Below are 20395 nucleotides of genomic sequence, written 5' to 3'. Positions count from 1 at the left end.
CTTGCCCTCGGCCTGCACGGCTTGTCCGGGCTCAGACTTCCTTCGCCACCTCATCTTGTCAATGACTAGATGACGCTAGGCTGCCCTCATGCCCACCGAACGCCCCGCGCACCCCGAACGCCCGTACCACCACGGAGACCTGCGGCGGGCCGTGCTCAACGCGGCCCTCGACGTCATCGCCGCCGAAGGGCCGTCAGCCCTCTCCCTGCGCGACCTGGCCCGCCGCGCGGGCGTCTCCCATGCGGCGCCCGCGCATCACTTCAAGGACCGTTCGGGACTTCTCACCGCCATCGCCACCGAGGGCCACAGCCTCCTGTCCGCCGTACTCGGCGAGGCGGAGGACCTGCGTGACCTGGGTGTCCGGTACGTGCGCTTCGCCGCCGCCCACCCGGCGCACTTCCAGGTCATGTTCCGGCCGGAGCTGCTGCGCCCGGACGACCCCGGGCTCCTCGCCGCACGCGAACAGACGCGGAGCATGCTCCGTACGGCCGTGCAGGGCCATGCCGACGATCCGGTCATCGCCTTCACGGCGGCCTGGTCGATGGCCCACGGTTTCGCGACGCTGTTGCTCTCCCACAACCTTGACGGTCTGCTGGACGGACGGAATCCGGAAGCCGCCTTCGGGGCGCTGACGAGCGTGATGTTCGGACCGGTCCCACGGTCTTCTCAGCCGGATGAGCAGAAATGAGGTCACGCCGTGGGGTGCGGGCCAGTCCGGTCCAGCACCGCGGCCTGTCGCTGGAGGGCTCGTACCATCGTCACGACCTGGGGAAGACCGCGACGGACGATGGTGGCGACGCCGATGTGCCGGGTCGGGGCCGGTGGCACGATCGGGACGGTGCGTACTCCCTCCACCGGCGGGGTCTGCGCGATGGAGGGGATCAGTGAGATTCCCAGGCCCGCGGCGACCCAGCCGGTAGGGACCGATCTCCGCCGGTAATCGCCACGTGCGGGGACTGCACCAGCAAGTGTCGGACATCGTCAACGGCTCTCCGTGCGCGGGTGCTCGATCGAATTCGGTCGCGCGGTGGCGTCGACGGGATTAGTCTGTCCGGGATTTCGCGTGGCGGGTTCCCTGCCACCCCGCTCGGCGCGCTCGGCGTCGACACGCACCGCGTGCCCTGCCCGGAAGGAGGCGAGAGACATGGACCGTGCCGAATGCGTTGCGGCCATAGTTGCCTCCGGCCGTGTGCCCTCCCTCCTCTGCGGCGCGCGGTAGCTCTTCCCCCCTTTTTCGTTTCCTGTCTTCGGCACCTTCCTGAGGTGTCGCGTCACGAGACGTCCTGACCTGTGCGGTTAGCCGCCGCGCGGGCCGCGGGGGCGTGTCCCCGTGCTCCGTACCCCCGGCCCGTCGTCGCCACCGCGACCGCCCCGGCCGGCTGTCTCGTCAGCACTTCGACACGAAACGTGCGTGATCGCCATGAGCAAGAAACGTCCTGGAGGGGAATCCCTCCCGTCCGCCCCCTCCACGGCCACCGGCCCTTCCCCGGACCACGAGGTCCCCGCCGCGACTCCGGCACCGGATCCGAAGCGCTGGTGGGCGCTGGCCGTCATCGCCCTCGCTCAGCTGATGGTGATCCTCGACGGCACCGTCGTGAACATCGCGCTGCCCTCCGCCCAGCGCGCCCTCGGCATGTCGGACGCCGACCGGCAGTGGGTGATCACCGCCTACACGCTGGCCTTCGGCGGGCTGCTGCTGCTCGGCGGCCGGATCGCCGATCTGGTGGGCCGCAAGCGCACCTTCGTCATCGGCCTGGCCGGATTCGCCGCGGCCTCCGCGCTGGGCGGCGCGGCGGCCGGTCCCGGGATGCTGTTCGCGGCGCGGGCCCTGCAAGGTGCGTTCGCGGCGGTCCTGGCGCCCTCGGCCCTGTCGCTGCTGGCTACGACGTTCACCGATCCCAAGGAGCGGGCCAGGGCGTTCGGGGTCTACGGTGCGCTGGCCGGCGGCGGCAGCGCGGTCGGGCTGATCGTGGGCGGTCTGCTGACCGAGTACCTGAACTGGCGCTGGTCCCTGTACGTCAACGTGCCCATCGCGCTGGCCGCCCTGCTCGGCGCACCGGCCTTCCTGCGCGACCGCTCCGGCCGCCGGAGCGGGCACCTGGACGTGCCGGGCGCGCTGCTGGGCTGCGGCGGGCTCGTCGCCCTCGTGTACGGCTTCAGCGAGGCCGAACCCCGCGGCTGGTCCAGCCCGTCCGTGCTCACGCCGCTCGTGGCCGGAGTGGTCCTGCTCGCCGCCTTCGTGTGGTGGCAGAGCCGCGCGGCGAGCCCGCTGCTGCCGCTGCGCATCGTCAGGGACCGCGTCCGGGCGGGATCGCTCGCGACGATGGGCCTGGCCACCATCGGCATGTTCGGCGTCTTCCTGTTCCTGACGTACTACCTCCAGGTCGTCCTCGGCTACCCGCCGGTGCGGACGGGTCTGGCCTTCGTGCCGATCTCGGCCGGCATCGTCATCGGCGCGACCCAGATCGCGGCCCGCCTGCTGCCACGCACGGCGCCGCGCACTCTGATGTCGTCCGGCATGGTGCTGGCCGCCGCCGGCATGGTGCTGCTCAGCAGCGTGACCGTGCACGCGCAGTACGTCACGCACGTGCTGCCCGCCCTGCTGCTGCTCGGTCTGGGCATGGGCCTGACCTTCATGCCGGTCTACGCGACGGCCACCGCGGGCGTACCCGCTCAGGACGCCGGTGTGGCCTCGGCCGTCCTCAACACCGTTCAGCAGATGGGCGCTTCGCTGGGCACCGTACTGCTCAACACCATCGCCACCGGCGCCACCGGCCGTTACCTCCACTCGCACGTGCGCGGTCCGGACGCCGACGGCGCGACCCTCGACCAGGGCATGGTGCACGGCTTCTCCGTCGCCTACCGGTGCTCGGCGGGCGTTCTGCTGCTCGCCGCGCTGGTAGCGGGCCTCACTGTCTGGCACAGGACGCCGAAGCACGCCGGACACGACGCACCGGCCTAGCAGCCGGGGTCGTCCCCCCGCCACCGTCCACCGCACTTCCCGAAGGATCCTCATGAAACCCCTGACCGAGCACGACATCCGTACCTCGTTCGTCAACTGCTCGAAGGGCGCGGCCAAACGCCTCCCACTGCCCAAGGACCTGGCGGACCTCGACCACTGGGACGATCTGGACTTCCTGGGCTGGTCCGATCTGTCCGCGCCCGACCGCAGCTATCTCGTCCTCGAACGCGCCGCCGGACCCGTCGGCCTGACCCTGCGCTCCGCTTCCGGCAACCGCGGCTTCCTGCGTCGCAGCATGTGCTCGCTGTGCCTGACCACGCATCCCGGCGGCGGCGTCTGCCTCATGACCGCCCCCAAGGCAGGCCCGGCCGGCCGCGAAGGCAACTCGGTGGGCCTCTACGTCTGCGCCGACCTGGACTGCTCGCTGTACGTACGGGGGAAGAAGAAGGCGGCACCGGGCGGGCGGATGGAGGAGTCGCTCACCGTCGAGCAGCAGATCGAGCGCCTGCGGGGCAACCTCGACGCGTTCGTGGAGCGGATCCTCCACTGAGGCCGACGGGGGTGCTGAAGTGTCACACCCCCGTGGGCCGGGGCCCGGCCGCGGATCGGTCCCGGAAAGGCCGTGAATCTCCACAGTGTTCATCGCTCGGTCGCACCGTCGCGACGCGGTCACCGCTCACTGGGCGGACCGCGCGCGCCGGGGCGCCGAAGAGCCCTTTGCCCCAGGGGATGGCGTGAAGATCCGGACGCTTTCTCCGACCGCATTCACACACCGGTGAAGTCGGCGGCGCCGGGCAGTGGCGGGCAGCGGCTCGGCGATGGTGGGCCGTTCGGCCCCGTGCTTTGATCGGTGCGCGCGGCACGCCGACGGCCCTCGCCGGAGCCCCGACTCCGGTCGACGGACGTGCGTACCGCACCGCTCCCCTTCCCCACGAAAGGAAAGACCTGCCATGAGCACTGTCCCCCAGGTCGAAACGGCCGAGATCTCCGACGCGGACCTGGACCAGGTGTCCGGCGGCATCGGCCTCACCGCGGGCGCGGCCCTCGTCGCGGGCGACGGCGCGTTCGCCGCCGGCCTCCACGCGGAGTCCGGCCCGTTCGCCCTCACCGGCGGTCTCGGCGTCTCGGCGCCCTTCGGCGGTGCGGCGGCCCACGCCCACACGACGAGCGTCTGACCCGACGGCAGCCCCGCACCACACCCGGGCCCCGGACCACCGTGTCCGGGGCCCGGGTTTCGCGCGCCGGGCAACCGGGTTGTCCAAAGGGCTGCGTTGCCCGAGTGTCCGGAACTACCGTCTCGGCAAGGGTTTGCAGGCTGATGTGAGGAGACCTCATGCTGACGCCGGTCGCGGACGGTGTGCTGGTACACCAGAGCGAGTTGCTGCGGAACAACACCGTTGTCGTGCAGGGCGAGGCCGGTGTGCTGGTCGTCGATCCCGGGTTGACGACCGGCGAGATGGGCTGCCTGGCGGAGGACCTTCGCCAGTTGGGTCAGCCCGTCGTGGCAGGTTTTGCGACGCATCCGGATTGGGATCACGCGTTGTGGCACCCGGAGCTCGGGCAGGTGCCGCGTTACGGCACGGCCCGCTGTTCGGCGTACCTGCGAGAGCTCCGCTCGGAAGAGGGGTGGAAGGCTCGCGTCGCAGCAGGGCTGCCGCCGGAGATCGCCGACGAGACACCGTTGGAACTGTTCGGACTCATCGTGGGGTTGCCCGCTGGAGCAGAGCTGATTCCGTGGGACGGGCCTGAGGTACGGGTGATCGAACATCCGGCTCATGCTCCGGGCCATGCGGCGCTGTTGGTCGAGGATCGCGGGGTGCTCGTCGCCGGCGACATGCTGTCCGATCGTTTCGTTCCGATGCTCGACGACACGGAGCATCCGGTCGAGGACTATCTCGCCGGGCTACGGCTCCTGGAGAAGGTGGCGGACGACGTCGAAGTGCTCGTGCCGGGGCACGGATCCGTCGCCCTCGCCGATCAGGTCCGGGTGCGGATCGGCCAGGACCGGGAGTACCTGCACGCACTGAGGGACGGCCGCGCTCCGGACGACCCGAGGCTCGGGTCTTCGGTCGAGCCCGGCTGGGAGTGGGTGAACGACATCCACGAAGGCCAGGCCGCGAGGACGGCGCGACGCAACGAACAAAACGGCGCCGACGGCTAGTTGGCAGCGTCGGTTCGGCGCGGCGGCCGGGGGGAGGGAACGCGTGGTGCGGGAGTGCTGGTTCTGCGGGGAGGAGACTCCACCGTCGTGGCACGACCACGTCCTGGGGTTGCACAGGGACGCGGACACCACCATGACCCCGTTCATCATCGTCCTGCGCTCCACCTGGCGGATGGAAACCGTGTCCGTGCCCCGCTGCGCCCGCTGCCACACCGGGCACCAGCTGGACCGGACCGCGGCGGTGCTCTCCCTGGCCGCGTTGATCGCCTACGCCGCCAGCGGCCAGCTGGACCGGCTGCTGGGCATCCTGTCGCCTACGACCGGGGAGCGGGTGGTCGCGGCCATCTGGGCGGCCGTCGCCTGTCTGCCGGGGCTCGTATGGATCGCGATCCGCCTGGGCCGCCTGCCGTGGCAGCGCCTGGCGCCCCGCCGCTTGGGCTACGCCCGCCACCACCCGGAGTACTTGGAACTCCGGGCGAACGGCTGGAAGCCCAGGGCGGGCCCTCTCCACTACTGGCGAAGCCCGCCCAACCCCCATCACCCTCCGCCCGCGAATCGCCCCCGGCGGCTGATCGGGGGCTCCTTCGAGCTGCTCGGGGCAGCCTGCGGGCTCGCCGTCCCCGTCGTCTATTTCACCGGTTACGAAGAACTGGCCGGAGTCCTCATCGCGGCAACGGCCGGACTGCTCTTCGTGGCCTCGAAGATCAAACCCGAGGACTGACCGCGCCCGGCCAGGCCACGAACGTCGTCCACGTCGCCGATTCGACGGCGAGGCGGGGGCCGTCGGGGCGCTTGGAGTCGCGGATGTGGATGGTGGCGGGGGTTATCGCGACCTCGACGCAGTCGTTGCCGTCTCCGCTGCTGCTGTAGCTGCTCTTGAACCAGACGGGACCGGGGGCTTCCGAGGCTGAGGTGACGCGGTTCATGACTCTCCAAGCATCTGCTCGATGACGGCCCGCGACTCTCGGGGCGTGAGAGCCTGGGCCCGGATCATGCCATAGCGCAGCTCAAGGATCCGGAGCTGCTTCGGGTCGGACACCGGCCGCCCGTTGAACGCTCCTTCGGAGCGCCCCACCGCCGTACCGTCCGGAAACTTCAGGACCTCGATCATGCCGCCCGTGCCGAAGTGCTCCTCGCAGTCGGTCGGCATCACCTGAATCGAGACGCTTCGCAACTCGCCCAGCTCAAGCAGTCGTTCGAGCTGCCCACGCCACACCATTCTGCCCCCTACCGGCCGGCGAAGCGTCGCCTCCTCCTGGACAAAACTGAGGGTCGGCGCCGGGGACCGCTCGAACACCGACCGGCGTGCCAGTCGTGCCGCAACCATGCTCTCGGTCTCTTCCTCGGTGTACGCGGGCAGCCATGTGTCGAAGAGCGAGCGCATGTGTTCCTCGGTCTGCAACAGCCCGTGGATGTTGTGGTTGGCGTACAACGAGACCTCCACCGCTGTCGCCTCCAGCTTGGCGAGTTCCCGCACCTGCTTGGGATAGCGGACCCTCTTCACGTCCTCCCAGGCCGCAGCGACGAGACCGCCCGCGTCGAGGACCTGGTCCGCCTTCTCCAGGTACTCCCGCCGGGGGATCCGCTTCCCGCCCTCCACCTTGTAGACGAGATCCTCGCCATAGCCGACCGCCACCCCGAAGTCGCCCGCCCGCATGCCCACCGCCTCGCGGCGCAGCTTCAGCTGCCTCCCCACCGTGGTGAGGACGGCCACACCCCACTCGTCGTCCGGGTCGACCTCCCAACCCGGCTCGCCCGCCTCGCCGTTCACAGGCATCCGCACCCTCCCTCGTACGCGTCGTATCGCGACGTGCGACACGATAGAGGGAGGGCTACGGCGCGTGACGCGAAACGGTCAGTCCGTCACTCCGGCGTGGGATGCGGCCCGGTCGGAGTCCGGCACGTGGCCCGCGACCACGCGGCCGGGAGCCGGGGCGAGGGCCGCGCGGCGGCGGTCCACCGCCCGTGCCGTGGCCGCGACCGCGAGGCCGAGGACCGCCAGGGCCGCGCCCGCCGTCGCCGGGGAGGTGGCCCCGAATCCGGCGGCCAGGGCCAGGCCGCCGATCCAGGCGCCGCCCGCGTTGGCGAGGTTGAAGGCGGCCTGGTTGGCGGAGGAGGCCAGGGAGGGGGCCGCGGCGGCCTTCTCCATGACCATCAGCTGGAGGGGCGAGCCGGTGACGAAGGCGGCCATGCCGAGCAGGGCCACCGACGCGGCCGCCGTGACCGGCGTACGCATCAGGAGGGGGAACAGGGCGAGGACCACGACGAGGGAGGCGAGGCCGCCGAAGAGGGTGCCGCGCAGGGAGTGGTCGGCCAGGCGGCCGCCCAGCAGGTTGCCCGCGGTGGCGCCGACGCCGAAGAGGGCCAGCAGCAGCGTCACGCTGGTCTCGGCGAACCCGGCGGCGTCGGTCAGCATCGGCGTGATGTAGCTGTAGGCCGCGAAGAGCGCGCCGAAGCCCGCGACCGTCGTGCCGAGCGCCAGCCACACGGGCAGGGAACGCAGGGCGGCCAGTTCGCCGCGCAGGCCGGTGGCGGGGGCGGGGGCGCTGTCGCGCGGGATCAGGAAGGCCAGCGCCGCTATCGCCGCCACGCCGATCGCGCTCACGCCGAGGAAGGTGGCCCGCCAGCCGAGTTGCTGGCCCATGGCGGTGGCGGCCGGGACGCCGACGATGTTGGCGACGGTGAGGCCGAGGAACATCAGGGAGACGGAGCGGGCCCTGCGTTCCGGCGCGACCATGCCGGTGGCGACGACCGCGCCGACGCCGAAGAAGGCGCCGTGCGGCAGGCCGCTGACGAAGCGGGCGGCGAGCAGGGAGATCTCGCCGGGGGCGACGGCCGACAGGGCGTTGCCCACCACGAACAGCGCCATCAGGGCGATCAGGACGGCGCGGCGGGACATCCGGGTCGTGGCCGCCGCGAGCAGCGGGGCGCCGATGACGACGCCGAGCGCGTAGGCGGAGACGAGGTGGCCGGCCGTGGGGATGGAGATGCCCAGGTCGTCCGCGACGTCGGGCAGCAGGCCCATCATCACGAACTCGGTGGTACCGATGCCGAAGGCGCCCACGGCAAGGGCGAGCAGGGCCAGGGGCATGAGGGGGTCTCGCCTTTCGAGAGCGGGGTTGCGTACGGGAAGCCGGGAGGGCCCGGCGGGGACGACTGTATGTTCCCGTACGGAACAAAGACTCTCAGGGCGGGTATTCCGCAGACGAATTCTAGGAAGCCGTTGTGTCGACCTTCACACGCGCGGCGATCGGCAGGTGGTCGCTGCCGGTCGCCGGGAGGGTCCAGCTGGTCGTCGGTTCCACGCCGGTGACCAGGATCTGGTCGATGCGGGCCATCGGGAAGGACGCCGGCCAGCTGAAGCCGAAGCCGTCGCCCACGGCGCCCTGCGGGGAGCGCAGCTGGGAGGTGATCGCGGTGAGCGAGCGGTCGTTCATGGTGCCGTTGAGGTCGCCCAGCAGGATCTTGCGGGGCAGCTTCTCGTCGGCGATGGCCTCGCCGAGGGCGTCGGCGCTCTTGTCCCGCTGCCGCGCGGTGAAACCGGCCTCCAGCTTCACCCGTACGGAGGGCAGGTGGGCGACGTAGACGGCGATCGGTCCGGAGGGCGTGGCGACGGTGGCGCGCATCGCGCGCTTCCAGCCCAGCTCGATGTCGACCGGCTTCACGCCGCTGATCGGGTACTTGCTCCACAGCCCGACGGTGCCGACCACCGCGTGGTGCGGGTACTTGGCCGCCAGCGCCTTCTCGTACGTCGGTACGGCGGACGCCTTCAGTTCCTCCAGGGCCATCACGTCCGCGCCGGCGGCGGCGACGGCGCGGGCGGTGCCCGCCGGGTCGGCGTTGTCGGCGTTGACGTTGTGCGTGGCCACGGTGAGGTCGCCGCCGGAGCCGGTCTTGTCGAAGAGCAGGCCGCCGAAGAGGTTGAGCCACACGCTCACCGGCACCACCAGCGCGATCAGCGCCGTCGCCGACTTGCGGACCAGGGCGATCACCAGCAGGACCGGGATCAGCAGGCCGAACCACGGCAGAAAGGTCTCGGTGAGGCTGCCGAGGTTGCCGATGGCGTTCGGGATGTGCGAGTGGGCCGCCATGACCGCCGACAGGAGCAGCGCGACCGCGGCCGTGACCAGGCCCCGGCGCCAGATCCGCCGGTCGCCGCGCCAGCCGCTGACCGCCCGGTCGAACAGGCGCCGAATCCGGGGCTCCCGGCGCTCGGGATCCGAGCCGCCGCCGTCCGTCTCCGTCATGTACGCCTGCTGCGCCATACCGTTGCCTCACTGCCTGCTGTGCACACCGTCGCCCCCTGTGACTCAGCACCATAGGGGATGATCGGTTCCGATCCCGCCGCCCTGGACGGCCGTACGGGAACGAGGACGTACGGGCCGTCCCGCGGAGTTCCGCACTGTGCCGGGACGGGCGGCTCTGTGACAGAACGGGCATATTTGATCCCATGAGTCGCTCCCTGCCCCTTGACGGGGTACGTGACGGGGGTCCCCTAGCCGACGGGGCGCGACAAGTGCCACCATGGAAGGGATCCGGGGACGCCGTCAGGGCGCCTCGAGATGACATGAAGGAGCCGTTGCCATGACGCAGCTTTCGGCTGCCCAGACGCCGCAGCGCACCCCCGCCGACGGGAGCAGGGCGCTGTACGGGGGCAAGATCAACCGCCGTATCACCGTCCGGGACATCACCGCCGCCAAGGAGCGCGGCGAGAAGTGGCCCATGCTCACCGCGTACGACGCGATGACCGCGTCCGTCTTCGACGAGTCCGGCATCCCGGTGATGCTCGTCGGCGACTCCGCGGGCAACTGCCACCTCGGCTACGAGACCACCGTGCCCGTCACGCTGGACGAGATGACGATGCTGTCGGCCGCGGTCGTCCGGGGCACCAGCCGCGCCCTGATCGTGGGCGACCTGCCCTTCGGCTCCTACCAGGAGGGCCCGGTGCAGGCGCTGCGCTCGGCGACCCGGCTGGTCAAGGAGGCCGGGGTCGGCGCGGTCAAGCTGGAGGGCGGCGAGCGCTCGCACCGGCAGATCGAGCTGCTGGTGGAGTCCGGCATCCCGGTGATGGCGCACATCGGCCTCACCCCGCAGTCGGTCAACTCCATGGGCTACCGGGTGCAGGGCCGCGGCGAGGAGGCGGCCCAGCAGCTGCTGCGCGACGCCAAGGCGGTGCAGGACGCGGGCGCCTTCGCGGTCGTCCTGGAGCTGGTGCCGGCCGAGCTGGCCGCCGAGGTGACCCGGACGCTGCACATCCCGACGGTCGGGATCGGGGCCGGCCCGGACACCGACGCCCAGGTGCTGGTGTGGACCGACATGCTCGGGCTGACCGGCGGGCGGATGCCGAAGTTCGTCAAGCAGTACGCCGACCTGCGCAAGGTCATGGGCGACGCGGCGAAGGCGTACGCCGAGGACGTCGTCGGCGGCACGTTCCCGCAGGACGAGCACTCGGTGCACTAGCTCCACCAGCAGACCATCGCGGTACGACCGCCGGCCCCGCCGATCTTCCCCCGTCGGCGGGGCCGAGTGGTTCCCGGGCGCGGTGTCGGCGGGAAGTCGGTGGCGCCGGCCGGCTGTCGGTGGGATGTCGGTGCTTTGTCGGTGCCCCCTGCCATCGTCTGGGGCATGAAGCGAATCGACGACATCCCCCGGGCCGCGGACAGCGCGGTCACCGTGCGGGGGCTGGTCAAGCACTACGGCGAGACCAAGGCGCTGGACGGCGTCGACCTGGACGTGCGCGAGGGCACCGTGATGGGCGTGCTCGGTCCGAACGGCGCCGGCAAGACCACCCTCGTACGCATCCTGTCCACCCTCATCACCCCCGACTCCGGCCAGGCGCACGTCGTCGGGTACGACGTCGTACGGCAGCCGCGGCAGCTGCGCCGCGTCATAGGGCTGACCGGGCAGTACGCCTCCGTGGACGAGAAGCTCCCCGGCTGGGAGAACCTCTACATGATCGGCCGGCTGCTCGACCTGTCCCGCCGGGACGCCCGCACCCGCGCCGACGAGCTGCTGGAGCGGTTCTCGCTCACCGAGGCCGGCAAGCGGCCCGCGTCCACCTACTCCGGCGGCATGCGGCGCCGGCTCGACCTGGCCGCCTCCATGATCGGGCACCCGGCCGTGCTGTTCCTGGACGAGCCCACCACCGGTCTCGACCCGCGCACCCGCAACGAGGTGTGGGACGAGGTCAAGCGCATGGTCGGCGACGGTGTCACCGTGCTGCTCACCACCCAGTACATGGAGGAGGCCGAGCAGCTCGCCTCCGAGCTGACCGTCGTGGACCGCGGCAAGGTCATCGCGAACGGCGGCATCGAGGAGCTGAAGGCCAAGGTCGGCGGCCGCACCCTGCGGGTCCGCCCGGCCGACCCGCTGCAACTGCGCCCGCTCGCCGCCTACCTGGACGAGCTGGGCATCACCGGGCTCGCCAGTTCCACCGTGGACGCCGAGCGCGGTGCCGTGCTGGTGCCGATCCTCAGCGACGAGCAGCTGACGGCCGTGGTCGGCGCGGTCACCGCGCGCGGCATCACCGTCTCCGCCGTCACCACCGAACTCCCCAGCCTGGACGAGGTCTTCCTGTCCCTCACCGGCCACCGCGCCAGTGCCCCGCAGGACCCCGCCCCGGCCACCGACGACACCCGCCAGGAGGTCGCCGTATGAGCGCCGCCACCACTCCAGCCACTCCAGCCGCCACCGCCGCCCCTGCCGCGCTCGCTCCCGACGCGCGGATCTCGCTGCGGGCGCACGTGCGGCACACCGGCGCCCTGGTCCGCCGGAACCTGCTGTGGATCCGGCAGGACCCGGAGTCGATGTTCGACGCCCTGCTGATGCCGATCGTCTTCACCCTGCTGTTCGTGTACGTCTTCGGCGGGTCGATCGGCCAGGCCCTGGGCGGCGGGCAGGACGGCTATGTGCAGTACGTGATCCCCGGCATGATCGCGATGATGAGCATGACGCTGTCCCAGGGCGTCGGCACCGGCTTCAGCCAGGACTTCAACTCCGGTGTCATGGACCGCTTCCGGTCGCTGCCGATCGGGCGCGGCTCGGTGCTCTTCGCGAAGATCGCGGTCGAGATGGCCCGGATGCTGTTCGCCACCACGGTGCTGATGATCGTCGCCGTCCTGGTCGGCTTCGACATCGACCACTGGGCCGGACTGTTCGCGGCGGTGGGCCTGTCCGCGGTGTTCGCCTCCTCGATCATGTGGGTGTTCCTCACCCTGGGCGTGGTCCTGAAGAACGCGCAGTCCGTGCAGGCGATGGGCTTCATGGTGCTGTTCCCGCTGCAGTTCGGCTCCTCGATCTTCGCGCCGACGCAGTCGATGCCGGGCTGGCTGCAGTCCTTCACCGACTACAACCCGCTGTCCACGCTCGCCGACGCGGCGCGCGGACTGATGGTGGGCGGCCCGGTCGCGCACGACCTGTGGATCACGCTCGGCTGGTCGGCGGCGATCACCGCGGTGATGGCGCCGATCGCCGTCCACAAGTTCCGTACGAAGACCTGAACCGCGCACGTGCGGCACGCGTCAGACGAGGGCGACGGCCTCCTGCGGGGAGAGCCGGGCGCCCTCGGCGTAGGCGGCGTCGTACGCCTCGCCACCGAGCGCCCCGCGGACCCGTTCGACGGCCCGGCCGCGCGCGTCCCGCTCCATGCCCGTCGACACGTGGCCGGGCGGCAGCATCGCGTCGGCGGCGCCGAGGCACCGGGCGCCGTCCGCGGCCCGGTGACCGCCGTCGAGGCGGGCCAGGGCCATCGCGGCGATGGTCAGGTACGCGGAACGCATGTGCGGGGCGATGGCCTTGGACAGCGGGTCCTCGGCCCGTTCCAGCGACTTGCGGATCCGGGTCAGGCACTCCTCGTGCCGGTCCTCCAGCGTGGCGAGCCATGCCTCGGCGGCGAGGATGAAGGCGTCGAACACCACGAAGTGCGCGATGGAGAACTCCTCGCGCAGCAGCCGCAGTTGCTCGCTCGCCTCGGCGGTGCGGCCGGTCATGCCCAGGTGCCCGGCGAGGAACAGCCGGGCGGCGGGCATCGCGCCGTTGTGGCCCGTCCCCGCCGTGCGGCCGATCACGTCGCGCAGGACGCGCTCGCCCCGCGCCGTGTCGCCCGCCTCCAGGAGCACGCTGCCCAGGCGGGCGTCGAGGATGTCCACCTGGGCGTGGGCGCCGAGCCGTTCGGCGTGCTGCGCGGCGGCCCGGTAGTCGGCGGCGGCCAGCCGGTACTCGCCGACGCGCTCGCGGGCCTCGGCCCGCCCGGAGAGGGCCTCGGCCATGCCCCAGGCGTCGCCGAGCCGGTGGTAGATCTCCAGCGACTCGTCGGCGTCGCGGACCGCGTCGCCCGCCCAGTCGGTGCGGTTGGCGAGCATCTGGGCGCGCATCTGAAGGCCGCCGGCCAGCTCCCACTCGTAGCCGGGGGTCTCCCGGCAGGTGCGCAGGGTGGCGTCCATGATCTCGCGCAGCCGGTCCATGTCACCGGTGAGCATCACGGAGTAGAACCAGAGCAGGCCGGGGCTGGAACAGGTCTGCGGCATCCCCGGCTCGTAGGTGCCCGCGATGATGCGCAGCTTGCGCTGGGCCGCCGGGTTCTGCCACGCGTCCAGCTCCGTGTCCATACAGGCCAGATGGGCCAGGTGCACCCCGCGCCGGGCCTCGGCGAGAACCTCGCCGGTCATCGGGGGCGGGGCGGACGTGCACCGCTCCCACACCGGCCGGGCGGGGGTGCCCGGTTCGGCGAAGGGGTCCGGGCCGAGTGCCATCACCTCGACGAACCAGTTCCGGGCCTCCACCCTCAGGTCGCGCATCTGCCAGTACCAGACCAGCGACAGCGCCAGACACAGCGCCTCCTGCTCGTCGCGCTCGGCGACGGCGTGGCGCAGGGCGGTGCGCAGGTTCTCGTACTCGCGCTCCAGCCGCTCGATGGCGGCGAGCTGCCGCGGACCGCGCAGCAACGGGTCGGTGGTGCGGGCGAGTTCTCGGTAGTACGTCAGGTGGGCGCGAGCCGCGGCGGCGCGTGTGCCGGTCTCGTCGAGGCGCTCGCCCGCGTACTCGGCGACGGTCTCCAGGAGCCGGTAGCGCATGCCGTCGCCGGACAGGCGGTCCGTCACCGGCGCGGCCACGACCAGGGACTTGTCGACGAGGGAGCCGAGGGCGTCCAGCGCGGCGGGCCCGCACACCGCCTCGGCGGCGGCGAGGTCGCAGCCGCCCGCGAAGACGGACAGCCGCCCCAGCACCTCGCGTTCGTCGGCGTCGAGCAGGTCCCAGGACCAGTCGACGACCGCGCGCAGCGTCTGCTGGCGGGGCAGGACGGTGCGGCTGCCGGAGGTGAGCAGGCGGAAGCGGTCGTCGAGCCGGTCGGCGATCTGGCGCGGGGTGAGCATCCGGAGCCGGGCGGCGGCCAGTTCGATGGCCAGCGGCAGGCCGTCGAGGCGGCGGCAGATCTCGGCGCAGGCGGCGGCGGTCTCCTCGTCGGCGTCGACGCGGAAGCCGGGGCGGGCGGCTGCGCCCCGGTCGGCGAGCAGCCGCAACGCGGCGGGCTCGGGCAGCGGTTCCACGGGGCGCAGCGACTCCCCCGGCACGCCGAGGGGTTCGCGGCTGGTGGCGAGGACGGTCAGGTGGGGGCAGCGGGCGAGGAGTTCCTCGGTGAGGCGGGCGGCGGCGTCGACGACGTGCTCGCAGTTGTCGAGGACGATCAGCATGCGGCGCCGGCCGCAGTGCTCCACGAGCCGCTCGACGGCGGTGTCCTGCCCCTCGGAGGCGGTGGCGGCCCGCATCTCCTCGGCACCGGCGCGGTAGAGCACGGTCTCGCGGGCGCCGACGGCGGTCAGGACGGCCTCGGGTACGTCGGCGGGGTCGTCCACGGGGGCCAGCTCGGCCAGCCACACCCCGTCGCGCGCGGCGTCCCCGGCCCCCTCGGCGGCCTCCTGCGACAGCCGGGTCTTCCCGGCGCCGCCGGGCCCGAGCAGGGTGACGAGCCGGGTGGCCGCCAGGTCGGCACGCAGTCTCTCCACGTCGCCGTCCCGCCCGACGAAGGAGGTGAGCCGGGCGCGCAGGTTGCCGCGGGGACGGAAGCCCTCCGGGACGGGTGCGGCGGCCGGCCCGCGCGTCCCGGGCGTCCGGGTCCCCGGTGGGGCGTCGGCGGGTACGGGCCTCACCGGGTCCGCGGGCGCCAGCAACCCGCCGTGCAGGTCTCGCAGCTCACGCCCCGGGTCGGTGCCGAGGCGGTCGGCGAGGAGGCGGCGTACGGCCTCGTAGGCGGCCAGTGCCTCGGCGGTGCGGCCGGTGTCGCGCAGGGCGCGCAGCCGCAGCGCCTGGAGGGGCTCGTCCAGGGGGTGGCCGTCGCACAGGGCGGTCAGCTCGGGCAGGGAGTGCTCGGCCTGCCCCAGGTCCAGGGCGGCGGTGTGGCGGGTGCGCAGGGCGTCGAAGTGCCGGGTCTCCCAGCGGGCCGCCTCGGCGGTGCGGTCGGGCAGGTCGGCGAGGACGGGCCCGCGCCACAGCGCGAGCGCGTCGTCGAGCACGACGGCCGCCTTGGCGGGGTCGCCGTCGGCGAGGGCGCGGGTGCCCTCGCCGGCGAGCCGGTCGAAGCGGTGCAGGTCGACGTCGTCGGGGGCGGCGGCGAGCCGGTAACCGCCGTCGGCCGAGGCGACCGAATCGGCGCCCAGCGCCCGGCGCAGCCGCCCGACCAGCGCCTGCAGGGCGCCCGTCGCGTCGGCGGGCGGGTCCCCGGCCCAGACATCTTCCACCAGCAGCCCCGCGGGGACGGCGCGGCCGGCCCGGAGGGCGAGCACGGTCAGCAGCGCGCGCAGCCGCGCCCCGCCGAGCGGGACGGCCGTGCCGTCGGGACGGAGTACCTGTGTGGTGCCGAGGATGCGATAGCGCACGGGGCCATTGTCCCCGCTGCCGTCGGAGCCGGTCACGGGGTTTTGTCCGCGCGGCGTGGCCGACCGACGGTTCCGTTCCGGAACGACCGCCGCCCGCGGGACGTTTCCCCCGTGCGCCCGGTACGGTCGGGCAGTCCCGCACCCCCGCGGGTGCCCGCTCACGCGTGCCCGACAGTCAGGGAGTTCCATGTCCACCGCCACCGCCCGTCCCAGCGACCGGAGGATCAGTCCCGTCTTCCTCGGGATCGTCGCCGTCGCCGCGGTCACGGGCTGGGCCACCTGGACCGGCTTCGCCGAGCAGCCGGGGCTCGCCGTGTTCCTGTTCGTCACGGCCGCGTGGGTCGTCTCGCTGTGCCTGCACGAGTACGCGCACGCCCGCACCGCGCTGCACAGCGGCGACATCTCGGTCGGCGCGAAGGGCTACCTCACGCTGAACCCGGTGAAGTACACGCACGCCCTGCTCAGCATCGTGCTGCCCGTCCTCTTCGTGATCATGGGCGGGATCGGGCTGCCCGGCGGTGCCGTCTTCATCGAGCGCGGGCGGATCCGCGGGCGCTGGCGGCACAGTCTGATCTCGGCGGCGGGTCCGCTGACGAACGTGCTGTTCGCCGTCGTGTGCACCGCGCCGTTCTGGCTGGACGCGCTGGACGGCGTGCCGCGCGACTTCCGGCTGGCGCTGGCGTTCCTGGCGCTGCTCCAGGTCACCGCCGCGATCCTGAACTTCCTGCCGGTGCCGGGCCTGGACGGCTACGGCGTGATCGAGCCCTGGCTGTCGTACAACGTGCGGCGGCAGGTGGAGCCGCTCGCGCCGTTCGGGCTGCTGATCGTGTTCGCGCTGCTGTGGATCCCGGCGCTCAACGGCGTGTTCTTCGACGCGATCGACGCGCTGCTGCGGGGCCTCGGGATCGGCGAGGTCGACACGTACTGCGGCTTCGAGCTGTACCGCTTCTGGCAGACCGACCCGCTGTGCACGCCGGGCGGGTGAGGCCGCTCGGCCGGTGCCGGACTCAGCCGGTGACGGACGTGGACGAGTCGGCGCGGCGGGCGTCCCGGCCGCGCTTGGCGTAGTACCAGCACATGTTCGACGACAGCCCCGACAGCAGCACCCACACGACGCCGATCACGACGCTGCCCTGCACGAAGGAGACGACGGCGGCGGCCACGGCGAGTACGCAGACGACCAGGGCGTAGAGGGCGAGGCGGGGCATGGGAACGGCTCCTGTCGGGGGGACACTGGTACCGACCAGTGTCCCCCATCGCCTCATACGTCCGTGACGCGGAGCCCGGCGTGTGCCTTGTAGCGCCGGTTGACGGAGATCAGGTTGGCGACCAGCGACTCGACCTGGTGGGCGTTGCGCAGCCGCCCGGCGAAGACGCCGCGCATGCCGGGGATGCGCCCGGCGAGGGCCTGCACGATCTCCACGTCGGCGCGCTCCTCGCCGAGGACCATCACGTCGGTGTCGATCTCGTCGATCTCCGGGTCCTGGAGGAGCACCGCCGAGAGGTGGTGGAAGGCGGCGGCGACCCGGCTGTCCGGCAGCAGGGCGGCGGCCTGCTCGGCGGCGCTGCCCTCCTCGGGCTTGAGCGCGTAGGCGCCCTTCTTGTCGAAGCCGAGCGGGTTGACGCAGTCGACGACGAGCTTGCCGGACAGTTCCCCGCGCAGGGATTCGAGGGTCTTGCCGTGGCCGTCCCACGGTACGGCGACGATCACGACGTCGCTGCGGCGCGCGGTCTCGGCGTTGTCGGCACCCTCGACGCCGTGCCCGATCTCCTCGGCGGCGGCCGCGGCGCGCTCGGCGGCGCGGGAGCCGACGATCACCTTCTGGCCGGCCTTGGCGAGGCGGTACGCGAGGCCCTTGCCCTGCGGGCCGGTGCCGCCGAGCACGCCGACGACCAGCCCGGAGACGTCGGGCAGGTCCCAGGGGTCCTTGGCCGGTGCCTTGGCGGGGGCCTTCTGTGCAGCACTGTCGGTAGAGGTCATGGGCCGACCCTACGTCCGCGTCGGCCTGCCCAGGGGTAGGGGTCCCGCCCGCCGGGAGGCGGTCCCCGGGGCGGGTGAATCCGGGGCGAACGCCGGACCGCGCGGAGGGGGTTGCGGCAGGATGCGACCGCATGGACGCCGTACGGGTCGCGCTGCTGCGGGAAGTGCTCGCCGGGACCGAGTGGCTCGGGGCCACCCGGCGGTTCGCGGGGGCGCTGCGGGGGTCGGTGGTGCCGCACGGGGGCGGTCTGCTGCTGGTGGGCACCCCCGAGTACGAGCCCTGGCACCTGGCGGCGCACCTGGTGGACGAGGCCGCCTGGTCGGGGACGCCGGAGCTGGCGCCGACGCTGGTCCGGCACGGGGCGCGCCCCTCGGACCCGGCCCACCTCGCGGTCGGCCTCGGGCGGCTGGCGGCGGCCCGGCGTGGGGAGACGCTGCTGGTGGTCACGCCCGAGGACCCCGGTGCCCGGCTCCTGGAGAGGGTGCACGACGCCCGCCGGGCGGGTGCGACGGTGCTGGCGCTGGGCACCGACCGCGCACCGGGCGAGCGGGAGCTGACGGCGATGGCGCACGAGACGCTGACCGTCCCGGACGGCGCCGAGCTGGACCTGGACACGGTGCAGCACCTGGTCAGCGCCTCGGCCGGGGAGAACGCGGTACCGCCACCCCGGGGCCGCCGCCGCTTCCGCGACCGCCTCTCCCGCCTCGCCGACCACCTGACGGCCCCACCACCGTCGGGCTGGTGACGGGCTTGCCGGAAAACCGGTTGCCCGTGCTCCGGCGGGCGCCGGACGATGGGCCCTCGTGACCGACACCTCCCCCGCCGACGCGCCCGCCGACAAACCCGCGGACGTGCCCGTCGGTGCGCCCACCGGACTGCGGGCGCTACTGCCCGACCTCTCGCCCTGGCGGGCCTCCCGGGACTTCCGGCGGCTGTGGATCTCGGGTCTGATCACGAACTTCGGGAGCTTCCTGACGTTCGTCGCGCTGCCGGTGCAGATCAAGGAGCTGACCGGCTCGGCGGCGGCGGTGGGCGCGATCGGGGCCGTCGAGCTGGTGCCGCTGGTGGTCTTCGGGCTGTACGGCGGTGCGCTGGCCGACGCCTGGGACAAACGGCGGCTGATCCTGTGGACGGAGGCCGGTCAGGGCGTGGCGTGCGCGGCGCTGCTGGTCAACGCGCTGATGCCGAGCCCGGCCGTCTGGCCGCTGTATGTGATCGCCGCGTTCACCTCGGCGCTCGGCGCGGTGCAGCGTCCGGCCCTGGACTCGCTGATCCCGCGGATCGTGGCCCACGAGCACCTGCCGGCCGCCGCCTCGCTGAACGCGCTGCGCTGGCAGGTCGGCGGGATCGCCGGACCGGCGCTGGCGGGCGTGGTGGTGGCGTACGCGGGGCTCGGCTGGGCGTACGCGGTCGACCTGGTCACCTTCGCCGCCTCGGTGGCCCTGGTGGCGGGGCTCGCCTCCTCGCCCGCCTCGCACGAGGCGCGCAGGCCGTCGTGGGCGGCGATCGCCGAGGGCGCCCGGTACGCGTGGAGCCGCAAGGAGCTGCTGGGCACCTACGCGGTCGACCTCGCGGCGATGCTCCTGGCGATGCCGCTCGCGGTCCTGCCGTTCCTGGCCGACGAGTTGGACGCCGAGTGGTCGCTCGGGCTGATGTACGCGGCGATTCCGGCGGGCTCGCTGCTGGTGAGCGTGAGCAGCGGCTGGACCTCGCGGGTGCACCGGCACGGGCGGATGGTGGTACTCGCGGCGGCCGGCTGGGGCGTGGCGATCGCCGCGGCGGGCTTCGCCGGGAACGTGTGGCTGGTGCTGCTGTGCTTCGTGCTCGCCGGCGCCTGCGACATGGTCAGCGGCGTCTTCCGCAGCGCGATGTGGAACCAGACCATCCCGGACGAGCTGCGCGGCCGGCTCGCCGGGATCGAGCTGCTGTCGTACTCGGTGGGTCCGCAGCTCGGCCAGGTCCGGGCGGGCGGCACGGCCGCGCTCGTCGGGGTGCGGGCGTCGGTGTGGTCGGGCGGGCTGCTGTGCGCCGGCGCGGTGGGGCTGCTGGCGCTGTGCCTGCCGACGATGATGACGTACGACGCGCGGACGAACGAGCACGCGGTGCGGCTGCGCGAGAAGCGCGCAGCCGACGCCGCGAGCGGCTGATCAGTCGTCGCGGTCGCCGTCGGCGCTTCCCGCGGAGGGGACGTCGTGCCACCTGGGGTCGTTCTCCCATTCGAGGTTGCGCTCGCGGGCGGTCTGCATCGCGTGCTCGGCCTCGGTCCGGGTGGCATACGGCCCGAAGCGGTCCTTGCCCGGGCAGTCCGGTCCTTCCTCGACCTTCTGGTGCTCCAGGCAGTAGTACCACTCGCCCGGTTTGCCGACCGTGCGCTTCTTGAACAGGGCCATGGGACAGCTCCTCTCGCCACCGACATGTT

20 protein-coding genes are annotated in these 20395 nt (G+C 72.7%); 12 read left to right on the top strand and 8 right to left on the bottom strand.

Annotated features, from left to right (window positions below):
- Positions 1-88: 88 nt before the first annotated feature.
- From Sru02f_RS07740 to Sru02f_RS07715, 6 genes are all read left to right on the top strand, one after another.
- Positions 89-688, top strand: a complete 600-nt coding sequence (locus Sru02f_RS07740) for a TetR/AcrR family transcriptional regulator (protein WP_109031713.1) — start codon at positions 89-91, stop codon at positions 686-688.
- A 732-nt stretch (positions 689-1420) separates the two neighbouring features.
- Complete coding sequence (locus Sru02f_RS07735) at positions 1421-2962, top strand: MFS transporter (RefSeq protein WP_174855064.1); 1542 nt, start codon at positions 1421-1423, stop codon at positions 2960-2962.
- Positions 2963-3014: 52 nt separating this feature from the next.
- Entirely contained in the window at positions 3015-3512 is a 498-nt protein-coding gene (locus tag Sru02f_RS07730) for an FBP domain-containing protein (protein WP_109031712.1), read from the top strand.
- A 400-nt stretch (positions 3513-3912) separates the two neighbouring features.
- Positions 3913-4137, top strand: coding sequence for a hypothetical protein (locus Sru02f_RS07725; protein WP_109031711.1), 225 nt, complete (start codon positions 3913-3915; stop codon positions 4135-4137).
- 158 nt (positions 4138-4295) lie between these two features.
- On the top strand, positions 4296-5123 hold the full coding sequence (locus tag Sru02f_RS07720; protein WP_109031710.1) for an MBL fold metallo-hydrolase: 828 nt from the start codon (positions 4296-4298) through the stop codon (positions 5121-5123).
- Between the two features lie 133 nt (positions 5124-5256).
- The gene (locus Sru02f_RS07715) at positions 5257-5844 is read left to right on the top strand and encodes a hypothetical protein (protein ID WP_239106616.1); all 588 of its coding nucleotides are present in this window, start codon (positions 5257-5259) and stop codon (positions 5842-5844) included.
- On the opposite strand, the gene Sru02f_RS07710 is transcribed toward Sru02f_RS07715, so the two are convergent.
- From Sru02f_RS07710 to Sru02f_RS07695, 4 genes are all read right to left on the bottom strand, one after another.
- On the bottom strand, positions 5828-6049 hold the full coding sequence (locus Sru02f_RS07710; protein ID WP_109031709.1) for a DUF397 domain-containing protein: 222 nt from the start codon (positions 6047-6049) through the stop codon (positions 5828-5830). The genes Sru02f_RS07715 and Sru02f_RS07710 overlap by 17 nt on opposite strands.
- Positions 6046-6900, bottom strand: coding sequence for a helix-turn-helix domain-containing protein (locus Sru02f_RS07705; protein ID WP_109031708.1), 855 nt, complete (start codon positions 6898-6900; stop codon positions 6046-6048). Before Sru02f_RS07705 ends, Sru02f_RS07710 begins: the two co-directional genes overlap by 4 nt.
- A gap of 78 nt (positions 6901-6978) precedes the next feature.
- The gene (locus Sru02f_RS07700) at positions 6979-8214 is read right to left on the bottom strand and encodes an MFS transporter (RefSeq protein ID WP_109031707.1); all 1236 of its coding nucleotides are present in this window, start codon (positions 8212-8214) and stop codon (positions 6979-6981) included.
- A 121-nt stretch (positions 8215-8335) separates the two neighbouring features.
- Positions 8336-9388 carry an endonuclease/exonuclease/phosphatase family protein gene (locus Sru02f_RS07695; protein WP_109031706.1) on the bottom strand — a complete coding sequence of 351 codons (1053 nt, stop codon included), beginning with the start codon at positions 9386-9388 and terminating at the stop codon, positions 8336-8338.
- Positions 9389-9707: 319 nt separating this feature from the next.
- Here Sru02f_RS07695 and panB point away from each other — a divergent pair, with 319 nt between their 5' ends.
- From panB to Sru02f_RS07680, 3 genes are all read left to right on the top strand, one after another.
- Entirely contained in the window at positions 9708-10583 is an 876-nt protein-coding gene (gene panB, locus Sru02f_RS07690) for a 3-methyl-2-oxobutanoate hydroxymethyltransferase (protein WP_109031705.1), read from the top strand.
- A gap of 165 nt (positions 10584-10748) precedes the next feature.
- Positions 10749-11780: an ATP-binding cassette domain-containing protein gene (locus tag Sru02f_RS07685; RefSeq protein ID WP_164270950.1), complete on the top strand. Its 1032-nt coding sequence runs from the start codon at positions 10749-10751 to the stop codon at positions 11778-11780.
- Positions 11777-12622, top strand: coding sequence for an ABC transporter permease (locus Sru02f_RS07680; protein WP_109031703.1), 846 nt, complete (start codon positions 11777-11779; stop codon positions 12620-12622). Before Sru02f_RS07685 ends, Sru02f_RS07680 begins: the two co-directional genes overlap by 4 nt.
- A 21-nt stretch (positions 12623-12643) precedes the next feature.
- On the opposite strand, the gene Sru02f_RS07675 is transcribed toward Sru02f_RS07680, so the two are convergent.
- The gene (locus Sru02f_RS07675; RefSeq protein WP_455431895.1) at positions 12644-15994 is read right to left on the bottom strand and encodes an AfsR/SARP family transcriptional regulator; all 3351 of its coding nucleotides are present in this window, start codon (positions 15992-15994) and stop codon (positions 12644-12646) included.
- Positions 15995-16181: 187 nt separating this feature from the next.
- On the opposite strand from Sru02f_RS07675, the gene Sru02f_RS07670 reads away from it, so the two are divergent.
- Positions 16182-16979: a site-2 protease family protein gene (locus tag Sru02f_RS07670; RefSeq protein WP_003976552.1), complete on the top strand. Its 798-nt coding sequence runs from the start codon at positions 16182-16184 to the stop codon at positions 16977-16979.
- Between the two features lie 22 nt (positions 16980-17001).
- Here Sru02f_RS07670 and Sru02f_RS07665 read toward each other — a convergent pair whose 3' ends face one another.
- Together Sru02f_RS07665 and npdG are read right to left on the bottom strand one after the other, a co-directional pair.
- Complete coding sequence (locus Sru02f_RS07665; RefSeq protein WP_167469507.1) at positions 17002-17202, bottom strand: hypothetical protein; 201 nt, start codon at positions 17200-17202, stop codon at positions 17002-17004.
- A 53-nt stretch (positions 17203-17255) separates the two neighbouring features.
- Entirely contained in the window at positions 17256-17975 is a 720-nt protein-coding gene (gene npdG, locus Sru02f_RS07660; RefSeq protein WP_109031700.1) for an NADPH-dependent F420 reductase, read from the bottom strand.
- Between the two features lie 131 nt (positions 17976-18106).
- On the opposite strand from npdG, the gene Sru02f_RS07655 reads away from it, so the two are divergent.
- Positions 18107-18721: a hypothetical protein gene (locus tag Sru02f_RS07655; RefSeq protein ID WP_003976549.1), complete on the top strand. Its 615-nt coding sequence runs from the start codon at positions 18107-18109 to the stop codon at positions 18719-18721.
- A 58-nt stretch (positions 18722-18779) separates the two neighbouring features.
- Entirely contained in the window at positions 18780-20123 is a 1344-nt protein-coding gene (locus Sru02f_RS07650) for an MFS transporter (protein WP_373103412.1), read from the top strand.
- On the opposite strand, the gene Sru02f_RS07645 is transcribed toward Sru02f_RS07650, so the two are convergent.
- The gene (locus tag Sru02f_RS07645; RefSeq protein ID WP_167469506.1) at positions 20124-20366 is read right to left on the bottom strand and encodes a hypothetical protein; all 243 of its coding nucleotides are present in this window, start codon (positions 20364-20366) and stop codon (positions 20124-20126) included. It lies immediately after the preceding gene.
- Positions 20367-20395: the final 29 nt, after the last annotated feature.

This window comes from Streptomyces rubrogriseus (assembly GCF_027947575.1).
In the GTDB taxonomy this organism is placed as follows: Bacteria; Actinomycetota; Actinomycetes; order Streptomycetales; family Streptomycetaceae; genus Streptomyces; species Streptomyces rubrogriseus.
Note: the sequence above shows the minus strand (reverse complement) of the source record. Positions and strands in the feature narration are given on the sequence as shown.

What these genes read in the sequence shown, in the direction of transcription:
- Sru02f_RS07710 (WP_109031709.1), bottom strand. Translation starts at nt 6,049, where the DNA reads ATGAACCGCGTCACCTCAGCCTCGGAAGCCCCCGGTCCCGTCTGGTTC.
- Sru02f_RS07665 (WP_167469507.1), bottom strand. Translation starts at nt 17,202, where the DNA reads ATGCCCCGCCTCGCCCTCTACGCCCTGGTCGTCTGCGTACTCGCCGTG.
- Sru02f_RS07695 (WP_109031706.1), bottom strand. Translation starts at nt 9,388, where the DNA reads ATGGCGCAGCAGGCGTACATGACGGAGACGGACGGCGGCGGCTCGGAT.
- Sru02f_RS07720 (WP_109031710.1), top strand. Translation starts at nt 4,296, where the DNA reads ATGCTGACGCCGGTCGCGGACGGTGTGCTGGTACACCAGAGCGAGTTG.
- Sru02f_RS07680 (WP_109031703.1), top strand. Translation starts at nt 11,777, where the DNA reads ATGAGCGCCGCCACCACTCCAGCCACTCCAGCCGCCACCGCCGCCCCT.
- Sru02f_RS07730 (WP_109031712.1), top strand. Translation starts at nt 3,015, where the DNA reads ATGAAACCCCTGACCGAGCACGACATCCGTACCTCGTTCGTCAACTGC.
- Sru02f_RS07655 (WP_003976549.1), top strand. Translation starts at nt 18,107, where the DNA reads ATGGACGCCGTACGGGTCGCGCTGCTGCGGGAAGTGCTCGCCGGGACC.
- Sru02f_RS07670 (WP_003976552.1), top strand. Translation starts at nt 16,182, where the DNA reads ATGTCCACCGCCACCGCCCGTCCCAGCGACCGGAGGATCAGTCCCGTC.
- panB (WP_109031705.1), top strand. Translation starts at nt 9,708, where the DNA reads ATGACGCAGCTTTCGGCTGCCCAGACGCCGCAGCGCACCCCCGCCGAC.
- Sru02f_RS07740 (WP_109031713.1), top strand. Translation starts at nt 89, where the DNA reads ATGCCCACCGAACGCCCCGCGCACCCCGAACGCCCGTACCACCACGGA.
- npdG (WP_109031700.1), bottom strand. Translation starts at nt 17,975, where the DNA reads ATGACCTCTACCGACAGTGCTGCACAGAAGGCCCCCGCCAAGGCACCG.
- Sru02f_RS07645 (WP_167469506.1), bottom strand. Translation starts at nt 20,366, where the DNA reads ATGGCCCTGTTCAAGAAGCGCACGGTCGGCAAACCGGGCGAGTGGTAC.
- Sru02f_RS07685 (WP_164270950.1), top strand. Translation starts at nt 10,749, where the DNA reads ATGAAGCGAATCGACGACATCCCCCGGGCCGCGGACAGCGCGGTCACC.
- Sru02f_RS07715 (WP_239106616.1), top strand. Translation starts at nt 5,257, where the DNA reads ATGACCCCGTTCATCATCGTCCTGCGCTCCACCTGGCGGATGGAAACC.
- Sru02f_RS07725 (WP_109031711.1), top strand. Translation starts at nt 3,913, where the DNA reads ATGAGCACTGTCCCCCAGGTCGAAACGGCCGAGATCTCCGACGCGGAC.
- Sru02f_RS07700 (WP_109031707.1), bottom strand. Translation starts at nt 8,214, where the DNA reads ATGCCCCTGGCCCTGCTCGCCCTTGCCGTGGGCGCCTTCGGCATCGGT.
- Sru02f_RS07705 (WP_109031708.1), bottom strand. Translation starts at nt 6,900, where the DNA reads ATGCCTGTGAACGGCGAGGCGGGCGAGCCGGGTTGGGAGGTCGACCCG.
- Sru02f_RS07735 (WP_174855064.1), top strand. Translation starts at nt 1,421, where the DNA reads ATGAGCAAGAAACGTCCTGGAGGGGAATCCCTCCCGTCCGCCCCCTCC.